The 13,414-nt window shown below is 41.7% G+C and carries 10 protein-coding genes; 4 read left to right on the top strand and 6 right to left on the bottom strand.

The window, feature by feature from the left end; translation table 11 throughout:
• Positions 1-12 precede the first annotated feature (12 nt).
• The 3 genes from JWR87_RS18505 to JWR87_RS18515 all read right to left on the bottom strand — a co-directional run bounded on the left by JWR87_RS18505 (position 13) and on the right by JWR87_RS18515 (position 2,155).
• On the bottom strand, positions 13-1,134 hold the full coding sequence (locus tag JWR87_RS18505; protein ID WP_297823036.1) for a hypothetical protein: 1,122 nt from the start codon (positions 1,132-1,134) through the stop codon (positions 13-15).
• Positions 1,135-1,220: 86 nt separating this feature from the next.
• Positions 1,221-1,709, bottom strand: coding sequence for an RNA polymerase sigma factor (locus tag JWR87_RS18510; RefSeq protein ID WP_297823038.1), 489 nt, complete (start codon positions 1,707-1,709; stop codon positions 1,221-1,223).
• A 230-nt stretch (positions 1,710-1,939) separates the two neighbouring features.
• On the bottom strand, positions 1,940-2,155 hold the full coding sequence (locus tag JWR87_RS18515; protein WP_297823041.1) for a hypothetical protein: 216 nt from the start codon (positions 2,153-2,155) through the stop codon (positions 1,940-1,942).
• Between the two features lie 218 nt (positions 2,156-2,373).
• Here JWR87_RS18515 and kbl point away from each other — a divergent pair, with 218 nt between their 5' ends.
• Positions 2,374-3,561, top strand: a complete 1,188-nt coding sequence (gene kbl / locus JWR87_RS18520) for a glycine C-acetyltransferase (protein WP_297823043.1) — start codon at positions 2,374-2,376, stop codon at positions 3,559-3,561.
• A gap of 1 nt (position 3,562) precedes the next feature.
• Here the strand turns inward: kbl and JWR87_RS18525 are convergent, their stop codons facing one another.
• Positions 3,563-4,189 carry a Crp/Fnr family transcriptional regulator gene (locus JWR87_RS18525; protein ID WP_297823045.1) on the bottom strand — a complete coding sequence of 209 codons (627 nt, stop codon included), beginning with the start codon at positions 4,187-4,189 and terminating at the stop codon, positions 3,563-3,565.
• Positions 4,190-4,434: 245 nt separating this feature from the next.
• Positions 4,435-6,477, bottom strand: a complete 2,043-nt coding sequence (ligD, locus tag JWR87_RS18530; RefSeq protein ID WP_297823047.1) for a DNA ligase D — start codon at positions 6,475-6,477, stop codon at positions 4,435-4,437.
• Between the two features lie 203 nt (positions 6,478-6,680).
• On the opposite strand from ligD, the gene JWR87_RS18535 reads away from it, so the two are divergent.
• From JWR87_RS18535 to JWR87_RS18545, 3 genes are all read left to right on the top strand, one after another.
• A complete protein-coding gene (locus JWR87_RS18535) occupies positions 6,681-8,072 on the top strand; it encodes a sialate O-acetylesterase (RefSeq protein WP_297823051.1) in 1,392 nt (463 codons plus the stop codon).
• A 605-nt stretch (positions 8,073-8,677) separates the two neighbouring features.
• Positions 8,678-11,734, top strand: a complete 3,057-nt coding sequence (locus JWR87_RS18540) for a PAS domain S-box protein (RefSeq protein WP_297823053.1) — start codon at positions 8,678-8,680, stop codon at positions 11,732-11,734.
• A 384-nt stretch (positions 11,735-12,118) separates the two neighbouring features.
• Positions 12,119-12,697 carry a YMGG-like glycine zipper-containing protein gene (locus JWR87_RS18545; protein ID WP_297823054.1) on the top strand — a complete coding sequence of 193 codons (579 nt, stop codon included), beginning with the start codon at positions 12,119-12,121 and terminating at the stop codon, positions 12,695-12,697.
• Between the two features lie 466 nt (positions 12,698-13,163).
• Here the strand turns inward: JWR87_RS18545 and JWR87_RS18550 are convergent.
• Positions 13,164-13,414: hypothetical protein (locus JWR87_RS18550; RefSeq protein ID WP_297823056.1), on the bottom strand; the 251-nt coding region annotated here is incomplete at its 5' end.

Consider the following 13,414-nt stretch of genomic DNA (forward strand, 5'->3'; position numbering starts at 1 on the left):
TGTAGTGTAAGACTATTTGCTCTTTATTTCGAAACCCGCAATTTTAAGGGTTCTTTCGCCCTCGTTCTCATTACTTTTTCTTTCAAAAAGGCTGGCTGCTTTTTTAAATAACCCTTTTAGTTTAGTCTTGTTTATTTCAGCAGACCCTATATAAAAAGTATTTTCCTCGTCATTTTCCTGGTTGTCTATTTCCCTATAAACAGCATGAGATGCTAATGAAGGAGAACCTTGTTCGGATGAAGATTTCGCGACAAGCTTTACTTTGGCGACATCTTCTCTTGCTACAGGTAGGTTGCTCTTTTCAGCAATTTTTGCAGACGCAATTGTCTCTTCAAACAATTTTCTATCCGGCGTGTCAATATCAATTTCATCCACAACTTTCCGTGGCGTCTCAACCTCTTGTGGCTTACTTTTTTTGTTTCCGGCCACCGTTACATTTGTTGCTGGTTTTGGCTCATCTGCCTTTTTCGTTTTAAACTTAACTGCTGCGATCGGCTCAGACCTTACAGGCGCTTTTTTAGCTAATGCAGGTACATTGTTATCAATTAACAGTGGCTGTTGTTGTAGTTGCCCGGGTAACGGGTGTGTTATTTTATCTGTTTTAGACATTAATTGTGATCTGAAAGGCAGCTCGTTATTTTGAGTAAAGAACCATGCTAAAGTAACAAAACCAATAATTGCAGCAGCCGCACTTATTCTCATCCAAGTCATAAATATTACCGGTCTGTCTTTATACTTTTTGTACAGTTTTTCTTTACCCTCAAATGTTATCGCCTCTGGGTCTAACTTTGTTTGGCTAAGTACAGTGTACTCATTTTGCAGTTGAGGGTGCTTTAAAACAAATTTCTCTACTTCTTCCATTTCCTGTAAGGTTAGTTCCTTGTCTAGCGCAAGCAAAAAGTACTCTTCATAATTTCCAGGTGATATTCCCTTTTCGTTATTATATAAAAGTTCTTTCTGTTCGAACCGTACATTATCACCCGGTAAAACTGCTTGTTTAAGCATATCCATCTCTGCCGCTAAATCAGTATTTTCCTGCACGAACTTCTCTACCTCTGCGCGGTCTGCCTCGTTCAGTTCGTTATCTACATACAGCAGAAAAAACTCTTCGTAATTATGTCTGTTTATAACCACTGTTTTTATTTTTAAGCCACCTGCTATTTGCTTTCGCTGCTAGCTTTCTGGCATTTGCTAATTGTTTTCTCATATCATATAATTATCTACATCACATTCTCCCTGCTCACCAAATAATTTCGCAGCGTAATTCTTGCCCTGTGCAGGTAAACTTTTACCTGGCTTTCACTCAGTCCCGTTATTTGTCCAATTTCGTCATAATTGTATCCTTCATAATCTTTCAGCATTACAAGGCTTCGTTGTGTTTCATTTAGCCGGTTTAGCGCTTCGCGCAAAGTCTGCTGCACATTTACAGCGGGCTGATAATTTGCTCCCCTGCTTGTTTCTCCAAATTCTTCGGTCAGGCTCACCCGCTTTGACTTTCTTATATGATCGATCATCTGGTTGTAAGCAACAGTGAACAGGTAAGACTTGCTTTTATCGTTGTCAACAGCATCGCGGTTACGCCACATTTTTTCGAAAGCGCTCTGCACTATATCCCGCGCATCTTCTTCATGACGAAGATTTTTTACTATGAAGCGATATACGTTGTCAGCATACAAGTTCACACATTCATTATATTGTTGCTCAGTCATAAAAGCAGTAATGTTCCGGTTATTTGTTATGATACGTGGGTAGAAACAAAAAGTTACAAATTTTTTAAGAAAATTAATTAAGAGGCGCTTCAGGCTTTCTGGCCAAAAAGTAAAATCACAGGAAGTAGTAAAGGAACTAAAAATGTTACGAGGGATAAAGTTTGAAATACTGGTTGCAGTAAATGAATAAAGGGCAAATACTCTAGCCAGTACTTCGGATCAAAAGGCAACTAATTTTCTAAAGAGATAAACAGGTACTTACTGAGAGGTTCAAAGAAGATATAGTCAGTATTACTTACATTAAAGTTCGGTTCCTCCCTGTTTACTTTTCTTGTTTCTTTTGTTGCATTTCTCCTGTTTTCAGTCCTTTTCTTTTCGAGAAAAAGTACCAGTACCCCTACTGCTAGTATGGCAAGTATAAGGCGAAAGTTGGTCTTGTATTTCATAACAGTATGTTTGACTGTATTCTTTTACGAATTTAATCGTAAATAGTTACATTGTTATTTATCTAATTTTTAATGCTGCTGTTTTACAAATAATTAACAAGAGGATTGAGAGCCCGTCGCCTTGCAATATTTTCCTACGCTACACCCTGTTTCCGGAAACTACTGGCACTACAATAAGTGTCTTCTTAATACTAACTTTGACGCACAAATAAGTAGATATGAATGAGAACTTTGTCAGCCGGATAAGCGAGGAGTTAAAGGAAATAGAATCAGCAGGTTTGTTTAAAAGAGAAAGAATAATTACCAGTGAGCAGGGGCCAGAAATAACGGTCAACGAAAAAACCGTTTTAAATTTTTGTGCTAATAATTACCTGGGCCTTTCCTCACATCCAAAGGTGATTGAAGCTGCGCACAAAGCAATCGATTCTCATGGTTATGGAATGAGCAGCGTTCGTTTCATTTGCGGAACCCAGGACATTCACAAAGAGCTCGAGAAAAAACTAGCAGACTTTTTAGGAACAGAAGATACCATTTTATACGTAGCTGCTTTTGATGCAAACGGCGGTGTATTTGAACCCCTCTTTAACGAGCAGGATGCTATCATTAGCGATACTCTAAACCATGCCTCCATTATTGACGGGGTAAGATTGTGCAAAGCGCAGCGCTACCGCTACGAGCACAACAGCATGGAAGACCTCGAAGACAAACTCAAGTCAACACAGGAATTACGCAGCCGGGTTATCGTAACCGACGGTTCGTTCAGCATGGATGGAACGATTGCACAGTTAGACAAGATCTGTGATCTCGCTGACCGGTACAATGCGATCGTAATGATAGACGAAAGCCATAGCAGCGGTTTTTTAGGGAAGACCGGAAGAGGTACGCATGAGTACCGGGGAGTGATGGGCCGCATTGACATTATCACTGGCACATTGGGAAAAGCACTTGGCGGCGCAAGCGGCGGGTTTACAAGTGGAAGAAAAGAAATCGTTGAAATGCTTAGGCAGCGTAGCCGTCCATACCTGTTTAGCAATACAGTTGCCCCAAGCATTGTGGGTGCCTCTATAGCAGTATTAGATATGCTGACAGAAACAACTGAACTACGAGATAAGCTGGAAAACAATACCAAATATTTCAGGGCAAAAATGACAGAAGCCGGATTTGATATTAAACCAGGCGATCACCCTATCGTGCCAATCATGTTATATGAGGCCACAGTAGCCCAGGAATTTGCGGCTAAGCTATTAGAAGAAGGGGTATATGTAATCGGCTTTTTCTTCCCTGTAGTGCCAAAAGGTTTGGCTCGTATTCGCGTGCAATTAAGTGCTGCACATCAAACCGATCATCTTGACAAGGCAATTAAGGCGTTCGCTAAAGTCGGTAAAGAACTAGGCGTTATAAAGTGATCTACATAGTTATTTCCGATAGCGCGTTATCATCAATGATGCAAATGCCTTTATCTACAAAGCTTACCAAATTTTCTTTAGATAGTTCAGTCATGGTGCGAAAAGCAGTTTCGTACGTAGTGCCTGCGTAAGAGGCAAGGTCTTGCCGTGTAAGACCAATGTTTAGCATACCGGCAGGGGTTACCCCAAACCTTTCTTTCAATTTCAATAGTCCGTAAGCAATGCGACCTTTCACGCTCATATGTGCAAGGTTGCGCATGCGCTTTTCCGATTCCTGCAATTCTTCCGCGTAAAACATCAATAGCTTAAAGGAATAATCGGGGTTAATTTTTAAAGTAGAAAAGAAAAAGTCTAGCTCAACAAAACAGGCAGTAACCGGTTCAATGGCTGTAGCAGACACGGGGTAAACAGTTTGTTTTCCCAGGCCACGATGGCCAACAATATCACCCGGACCTGCAAAACGAATGATCAATTCTTTATCGTCTGTCCAATGCTTATGCACCTTTGCTTTTCCTGATACCATGTAATACATGCCGGTTACAGGCTCGCCTTCTTCAAAAAGCAATGCACCTTTTTTAAAATCAAATGTTTTCCTGTTTGCATCGAGCGCCGGTAACCATTCTTTCAAACATCCTCTGCACAAAGAACAACTTTGAAGGTCACAACTTTTCTTATTCGGCTTCATGGCGGCAAGATAGCTCAAGTGGTTTTAGCTGCAAAGGTGGCAAGAGGGATCTGTTGCAAGAACTTGTGTAATCGGAAATAATATTTTTGTTGCCGGCATCTGTTCATTGTGCAGCTGTTGTTGTGTCACTCACTTCAAGGGCAAATCTTTAATCATCCCGAAAAGCTTTCGGGCGTTCGATCGCTACTTCATCCCCCAAACATACTTTCAAGCTTTTGGAGGGCTTTTTCCAAATCTATCCCTTCGCCAAGTACACCGGTAAAAAGATCGCCTTGTTCTTTTAGCCGATCGACTGCATTAAAGATGGTGAAGCTTTTTATGGTAAGCCCCAACTTAATTTCATCCCAATGAAGCGGCATCGATACGGTTGCACCTTGCTTAGGGCGGAGCGAGTAAGGACCGGCAACAGTAGCCTGCGGACGGTTTTGTAAAAAGTCGATGTACATCTTACCCTGCCGGTCAACGACCTTCCGTTCTATACTGGTAAAATCAGGCAGTTGAGCATGAATCAGTTTGGCCAGTTTTCGCCCAAACTCCTTAGAATCTTCATAAGTATATTTTGCACCAAAAGGAATATAAATGTGCAGTCCTGTTGAACCGGAAGTTTTCGGGTAAGCCGTTACTTCAATGGCATCCAATATTTGCTTCGTAACACAAGCTGCTTCCATTACCTGTTCAAAAGTATTCTTGTCCGGATCAAGGTCTATAATACACCAATCAGGATTGTCCGGTTTCTCTGTTCTGCTACTCCAGGGATTAATTTCGATACATCCTAAAGAGGCGATATATAACAAGCTCGCTTCATCGGTACATACCAAAAACTCTTTGTCCCTTCCATCAGTATAACTGTGGTAGGGAAACGTTTTGATCCATTCCGGCGCTTTGCCTTTTACATCTTTCTGGTAGAAAGTTTCGCCTTTTATGCCATGTGGAAACCTGTTCAGCGTTTGAGGTCTGTCTTTCACATAAGGCAACATGTATGGCGCAACCTGGTAATAGTAATTAATCATATCGCGCTTCGTCACATTATCATCGGGCCAATAAATTTTACTCAGGTTTGTAAACTTCATATCGTGTCCGCCCACATTCTTTACCTGCGTTTCTTCGTTGGGATTAAGCAAGGTTTTTCTTTCCTGTTCAACCGGTGTTGCCAGTACTTTTTTCTTAACCAGCTTGTTTTCATCATTCACTATTTCTGTAATCGGTGCTGGTATTTCTCTTACTACTTCGGTTGCATTTTTATCTTCACGAAGTCCCCGAAAAGAAGGATGGCGGATAGAGCCGTCTTTTGTCATTTCGCGATAACTGATTTCGCAAACCATTTCAGGTCTTACCCATACTACGTCCGCCTTAGGCGGATTAGGTCTAAACCTGGAAGCTTTATTATATGCAGGCACATGTTTAAAAGGGCAGGTAGTTGTCTTTAGAGGCTCAAGTTTCTCCAGGATTTCCTTTTGCAATTTCACGGTAAAGCCAGTACCAACAGGGGTTACATGATGAAACTCATTACCAATAAACCAACCAAGCAATAGAGCGCTGAACGGTTTAGGCGTTCCTTCGTTTTTTGTGTATCCACCTATGATGAGCTCCTGGTGTTTCTCTGTTTTTATCTTTAGCCAGTCTTTTGATCGTGCATCGGGAACATATAAGCTATCAGCCTTTTTTGCCATAATTCCTTCCAACCCCATTTTATCTGCAAGCGCAAAAAATTCGTTGCCTGTTGCTTCAAAATTTTCACTCAGCTTAATAAGGCCTTGGGGAGACACCGAACGTAACAGCTCACGCCTTTCCTGCAATGGAACCCTCATCAGGTCTTTTCCATTCAACCATAAAATATCAAAGAGGTAGTAGGCAAGTTGTCCATCAGCTTCACTCCTCCAATTTTGTAATCCACCAAAGTCCGGAACTCCTTTTTTATTGAGCACGACAATTTCGCCATCAACCACTATATCCTTTCCCCATTGTTGCAATGCATTATAAACGGGGTAGAATTTCTCGTTGAAAGATTTATTATTTCGTGACCTTATTTCAACTATTCCCTCGTTTATGTAAGCCAATGCACGAAAGCCGTCCCACTTAACTTCATAAAGCCAGCCTTCTTCTTCTACCGGTTCGCTAACCAGGGTAGCCAACATGGGTTTTATATCTGCGGGAAACGGAGCAGCTACTCCTTTTGTAGCTGTGTTATTCGTGGTTGAAGTCTTTGAAACAGTTGTTTTTTTCGCTTTCATATTGCCAATGCATTAAGAATAAATGCACGTATAAACCATGCCACGGAGAAGAAATGTACAATGGTTAACTTGTTTTGGGGCCGATTTGTTTTAAACAAAGATGTGCGTGGCTGTTTTTAATTTCTTTTATAATCATCTTTTTTTGCTGTCAACGAACACTTGCAAGGCCTTATCTTTAACCATCACTTCTATTTGCATTCTTTATGAAAAAAATCGGCCTTTTCTTTTCCGGGCTAGTGTTCGTTCTTTCTGGTTTTGCCGAGGTTCGGTTACCGGCAGTAATAGCAGATAACATGGTATTGCAACAACAATCTTCTGTAGCATTATGGGGTTGGAGCAACGCTTCGGAGAAAATAATTGTAACTACCTCCTGGAATAATAAAACCGACTCCGTTGTGGCCAGCCGTGATGCAAAATGGAAGATAATGGTTCAGACACCTGCAGCGGGTGGACCACACACTGTCACCATAAAAGGAGGCAAGACGATTACGCTCAAGAATGTAATGATTGGTGAAGTATGGGTTTGCTCCGGGCAATCTAATATGGAGTTTAATTCTTTTTATGAAGGGTCACAAGACATCAAAGCTGAATTGAAAAATACCCCTAACAATAACATTCATTTTTTCCTTCAAACAAAAGCGACGGCTCAGTACCCGCAGGATGATTGTAAGGGTCAATGGACCGTGTGTGACTCAAACACTCTAAAATCCTTTAGCGAGGTTGCTTACTTTTTTGCCAAGCGATTGAACAAAGAGTTGAATGTTCCAATCGGGTTGATTGAAGCCGCATGGGGCGGAACCCCGGCGGAAGTATGGACGCCGGCAGAGGTGGTTAACTCAGATGATACCCTGAGAGAATCAGCACATAAACAAGCGCCACAGCGTGGCTGGCCCTTCTGGCCCGGCCTAACTTATAATGCCATGATAGCACCTGTTACAAACTACAACATTGCCGGTGCGCTGTGGTACCAGGGCGAGGGTAATACAGTGGCCCCCAACTCTTATGGCCGTTTACTAACTTCGATGATCAAATCGTGGCGCCGTGCCTGGGACAAAGAATTTCCGTTTTATTATGTGCAGATCGGGCCTTTTACTTATGGTAGTAAATCAGGCAGTATTATACAGGAACAACAAACAAGGGTACTGGCTGTAGCTAATACCGGAATGGTGGTAATCACCGATCTTGTACCAGATACCACTAATATACACCCGCCCCTGAAAAGGGAAGTAGGGGAGAGATTAAGTAATTGGGCGCTTGCTAAAACGTATCATAAAACGGGCATAGCCTACGCCAGTCCCCTTTACAAAAGCATGGATGTAAAAGGCAATAAGGCAACTATTAGTTTTGAGTATGCAGATGAAGGTTTGATGGTAAAGGGACCCGGAAGCGCCCAGTTGTATATAGCAGGAATTGATAAGGCGTTTTATCCTGCAGAATTAAGAATAAGTGGTAACAAGCTAATTGTGTGGAGCGATAAGGTAGCCGTACCGGTTGCTGTTCGTTTTTCTTTTAGCAGCGCGGCTGTAGGTAATTTATTTTCTAAAAGTGGGTTGCCCGTTACACCTTTTAGGACGGACAACTGGGGTGTTAATTAAAAGATGGAAAAGAAGATTAATGAACGTCGGTGCTAGAGCTACCATATGCACAAGATCTTTCTTTAATGTTCCATCGGAACATTTTGTAGGTAGACGAAAAAGGTGGTTGTGTTTTACGTTCTGTAGGAACGTTTGGTGCAGAATGAAGCCCGTATTGAAGCGCCAGGCATCCCGGGAGGCACGTTGAAAACAAAGGAACCCTCAATCTTCTACCCGACATATTCCGATAGAACATCGTTATCTTTCTCTAATGTTCCATCGGAACATTTTGTAGGTAGTAGACGAAAAAGGTGGTTGTGTTTTACGTTCTGTAGGAACGTTTGGTGCAGAAGGAAGCCCGTATTGAAGCGCCAGGCATCCCGGGAGGCACGTTGAAAACAAAGGAATTCTCAATCTTCTACCCGACATGTTCTGAGGTAACATTGGCAGCCGATATTAGGAAGATGAGGCTACATGGTCAGCACAAGTGAGTGACACAACGATGTTGATAGTAGCTTGCTGTTGGGAAAATAAAATAACCTAAAAAAATTTTTTTAGTAAAATAATTCTATCACAAATACGTTACGTCTATCTGGTACTTTATTAAAACACGGGCAAATGAATCTATGAAAGCTATCATCGACCCGTCACCGTACGAACTATTAAGGCTGGAACTTGAAAAATTAAAGACGGATTATCAAAATTTTTTTGAAGAGAATCCGATACCTATGTTGGTTGCAGTTGATGATACTGCAAAAATTATTGCAGCAAATAAAGCTGCGCAGGAGAAGTATGGATATAGCCAGGATGAAATGCTGCACCTGACCCTGGAAAACCTTTCGAAGAACAATTCGCGGTTGCAGCAACCGGACGATTTGAAATGGCCCACCGTCCACTACAAAAAATGCGGTGAAGCCTTGTACGTAGAAACTAAGAAAAGAGACATTGTTTACAAAAATGTTACGGCCCAGCTAATAACGATTAGCGATATAACCGGCAAAGTACTGGCCGGGCAAAAAGAAAAAAAAGCAAGGCAAAGATTAGAGGCAATTTTTAAGGGCACAAACGATGCAATATTAATAGCCAACAACGAGGGGCAATACGTACAGGTAAACGAGGCTGCCTGCCAAATGCTTGGCTTTGCTGAAGCGCAGTTACTGTGCTTATCAGTAAAAGACCTGGTAGTGGATCTGAAACCCGAGGATATTAATCTTTGGGATCAATTTTTAGATGCGGGTAATCAAAAAGGGATGATCGAATTGAAGAAAAAGAATGGCGACATTATTATTTGCCATTACAATGCAACTTCAAATATTTTGCCCGGCTTACATCTTTCAATTATAACCGATATAACCGAGCGTGAGCTTTCAAGGAGAGAAGCAGAGCGGCAGGCAAAGTATATTGACAACATTGTTGAACGTATTACCGACTGTTTTTTTGCGGTAGACAGTAACTGGATTGTTCAATACTGGAACAATGCTGCCGAGTGTTTACTGCAGATGCCGCGCAGTGAGGTAATTGGAAAAAATTTATGGGACGTATATAAGACTGAAGTGGGCGGACGATTTTACCACGAGTACGCTAAGGCAAAACAGTCTAATTTACCTGTTCACTTCGAGGAATATTATAGCGGCGGCAATATTTGGTTAGATGTGTCTGCCTATCCTGCCAGGGATGGAGTAACCGTATACTTCCGCGATATTACTGAAAAGAGGAAGCTGGCGCTCGATATGCTTCAAACGAAAAATAACGAGGCAGCGCTTATTAATTCTACCAGCGATCTTATTTGGTCTATTGATAAAAAAGAAAAGCTGGTATCCTTTAACAGCGCATATAAAAAGTGGATATTGAAAGCCACAGGCAAACAGGCATTCGTAGGCTTACAACTTCCGGTAACTATACACCATGGCAAGAAAAGTGAAAGGTGGAAAAGCTTGTACCAGAGGGCGCTACGGGGAGAGTCGTTTAGTGTAGATGAGACAATCTTAGACCTAAAGACGGGAGACGAAAAAATTGCCGAAGTAAGTTTTAATCCTATTTATGCGGTTAACAGCAATAACGTTGTTGGCGTTGCCTGTCATTTGCATAATATAACCGAACGTGTAAAAAATCAGTTGTTAATTGAAGAGCAAAATAGAAAGCTACAGTCAAATAAGGAGGATCTGCAAAAGCTGACTAAGAAGTTGGAGAAGATTATGAATTCTTCTCTTGATATTATTTGCGCTGTCGATACCGACTGTCGGTTTGTTCAAGTCAGCAATGCTTCAAGTGATGTACTGGGCTATAAGCCTGAGGAGTTAGTAGGCAGAGTGATATTAGATTTTGTTGATCCTGAATATTTGCAGGTAACTATAAATGCCGGAAAAGAACTGGCAGAGGGAAAAGATCTTATTAGCTTTCAAAACGTATATATACATAAGAATGGCAGGCGGGTTACGCTAAACTGGTCTGCCAGAAAAGATGTTGAAGAAGGGCTGATATTTGCTGTTGCCCGCGATACGACGCTGCATGTGGAGGCTGAAAAACTGAGGGCGGTTGCTGAACAAAGATTTACGGCGCTGGTGCAAAAAAGTGCTGACATGATAGGCATCCTTGACCGCGAGGGGAATTATAAATATACAAGCCCCAATATCGAAAGTGTACTTGGGTATACGGCCGAATGCCTTTACAATAAGAATGCGCTGCTCATGATACATCCCGACGACCTACTTGCGGCACAAACTGAGTTTGAAAAAGTGATCGCAGGCGGAGATGTGAAGATCGCTGCATGTAGGTACAGACATGTGAATGGCGAATGGAGATGGTTCGAAACAAAAGCTACCAATCAACTCGATAATCCGGCCATCAATGGTATAGTCATTAATTCAAGAGATATTACACACAGGAAAAAAATAGAAGCTGAACGGGAGTTGATGATCGAGGAACTACTCAGAAGTAACGCCGATCTCAAACAGTTTTCTTTCATTACTTCTCACAATCTCAGGGCCCCACTGTCGAATATAACCGGCCTCCTCAATATTATTGACTACAGCACCCTCGATAGTTACAACAAGCAGATGATTGATATGCTTGACATTTCTTCAAGGCAATTGCAACAGACAATAGATGACCTGTCAAAAATCCTGGTTATAAAGAATAATGTTAACGTAGAAATTTCAAGCATTGATTTGGAGGAGGTTATTAATGACGTGAAAAAAAGCTTCATCAACACTTTGAATGATGTTTGTGCCGATATCGTGACTGATTTTAAAGTCAGGACAATCGACTTTAATAGAACATACCTGCAAAGCATCCTGGTGAACCTTGTATCTAATTCAATTAAATATCAATCGCCCAGGCGAAGCCTGCTTATCACCGTATCGTCACAAACGGATGAAAAGGGTAATGTTATCTTCAAATTTGCAGACAATGGTTCTGGTATCGATCTGGGGCGTCACAAAGAAAAAGTGTTTGGATTGTACCAGCGTTTTCATGACAGCTTAGAGGGGCATGGTCTCGGCCTGTTTATCATTAAATCGCAAATTGTAGCATTGGGTGGTAGCATCGATGTAGAAAGTGAACTCGAAGGAGGAACCACCTTCATCATTACTTTCAAAAACCAGGCTGTTGGTTTTAACGAAGATGGAGGTGATGAAATTAGTGCCAGGTCATCGAAGCCGACGCAGGCGTCTTTCGATTTGTAGGAACTTTATCGCCTGTCAATTAAAAAGTAAAAAGGCCAACTCCAGCGTCATCCGTCAACTCTCAAAACCAGAAACCTGAAACCTCAGCCATGCTTGCATACTGTTCATACAAAGTGTAAGGTGGCAATGTACCAAACAGCCAATCTTCTACTACCCCCCGTTGCGTCGCACTCTTGTACCAACAATTAGTGTATTCGGCATTTTTAAAAACCATAAAGCTGCCGGCCGGGGGCAGTGGCCGCGCATGAAGTAAAAAGCTAAAAAACCATACTCCCAACCATCGCGCATTATCGTCATCCGTCAACTCCGCCCCACAACCCTTCCCACAATATCTTCCCCCTCCCCGCGTTTCTATAACAGACGAAAAACACAACAACAAATATTATGAGAAAAACAATAACGGCTTTTGCAATTGCGGCCATTTTTACAGCATGCACCAGTAAACCAAAACCTGCAACTGATGCAGCCACTCTTATGTCTACCGATACTACAAGTATCAACAACTCTTCTAATGATAAGAGCGAAGCCTTTACTATGAACGGAGTGAGCGACACAATTGTAAGTGGTGACGGCAGCCGCTATGTAAAAGTTGACCCTAACGCTACCGTAACTAAAACGGTAACTACCACCAAAGTAAGTACGGCCGCTGCACCAGCAAGAAAAACTACCAGAACAAAGACTACTACCAGAACAGGTGGTACAGGTACAAGTGCCAGCACATCCGGAACCGGAACTGAAAGCAGCACCGGAACAACTACCACTACACCAACCGTTGCCAAAAAGAAAGGCTGGAGTAAGGCAGCCAAAGGCGCAGTAATTGGTGCAGGCACAGGCGCAGCCGCAGGTGCAATCATAGGCAAGAACAAAGTAAAAGGCGCTATTATAGGCGGTGCTGCAGGCGCCGGCGGTGGATTTATTATAGGGAAGATTTTAGATAAAAAGGCGGAGAAGAATCCACAATAGGAAGGATTTTTTTTAGAAATAAAGGAGGATAAGATGTACGGGCAATTCGTCCGAAGGTCTTATCCTCCTTATTGATTCTACAACTAATGTCGTTGATTGAAACCAATTAATGATAGGTATCTTATGTTTTACTAATCATACAGATTGGACTTTTGGAAAAAGGGATTTAGTTGTACATAGGTAAGTATGCAAACACTTGTTCTCTAATTATTCTTTAGAATATTTTCTTTATTGCTTGCCCCCCCAAACAAAAAAAGGCCTCCGAAAACAAAACAGCCCGTTTTCGGAATCCGTATTTCAATCCGGCTTTTGTAGTACTGTGGTGAAAAAGATTTGACCCTTGATGCTTTGACTGTTTTTCGGCTCTGTTTCATTTCAGAAGACGAAAAAGAAAAGGCATGAAAACCTTTGTTGAAGCCACAGTAGTACAAAAGTTTAATCAAGGAACAACGAAAGGAACGGGGGGTTATCGTTCTTTTCTTGAACTTTCTTTGGTCACTTTCTTTTTTTCAAGAAAAAGAAAAGTGACCAACCAGCTTATAAAAAGACTTAAAAACGGGGTAGCGTCTTCAAACAATGCTTCTCTCAAAACATCAAAACTACAATCCTCAGAAGTGACAAGGAGGTGAGCGACTTGCAGAGGTAACCAAACTAACTGTTCAAAGTTTTTACGAAGAATGTTTGAAAAGGCAGAAAGTCTTATCCAAGAAAATCCAT

It is taken from the genome of Segetibacter sp., from assembly GCF_025963695.1.
In the GTDB taxonomy this organism is placed as follows: domain Bacteria; phylum Bacteroidota; class Bacteroidia; order Chitinophagales; family Chitinophagaceae; genus Segetibacter.

What these genes read in the sequence shown, in the direction of transcription:
- JWR87_RS18510 (WP_297823038.1), bottom strand. Translation starts at nt 1,709, where the DNA reads ATGACTGAGCAACAATATAATGAATGTGTGAACTTGTATGCTGACAAC.
- JWR87_RS18515 (WP_297823041.1), bottom strand. Translation starts at nt 2,155, where the DNA reads ATGAAATACAAGACCAACTTTCGCCTTATACTTGCCATACTAGCAGTA.
- kbl (WP_297823043.1), top strand. Translation starts at nt 2,374, where the DNA reads ATGAATGAGAACTTTGTCAGCCGGATAAGCGAGGAGTTAAAGGAAATA.
- ligD (WP_297823047.1), bottom strand. Translation starts at nt 6,477, where the DNA reads ATGAAAGCGAAAAAAACAACTGTTTCAAAGACTTCAACCACGAATAAC.
- JWR87_RS18535 (WP_297823051.1), top strand. Translation starts at nt 6,681, where the DNA reads ATGAAAAAAATCGGCCTTTTCTTTTCCGGGCTAGTGTTCGTTCTTTCT.
- JWR87_RS18540 (WP_297823053.1), top strand. Translation starts at nt 8,678, where the DNA reads ATGAAAGCTATCATCGACCCGTCACCGTACGAACTATTAAGGCTGGAA.
- JWR87_RS18545 (WP_297823054.1), top strand. Translation starts at nt 12,119, where the DNA reads ATGAGAAAAACAATAACGGCTTTTGCAATTGCGGCCATTTTTACAGCA.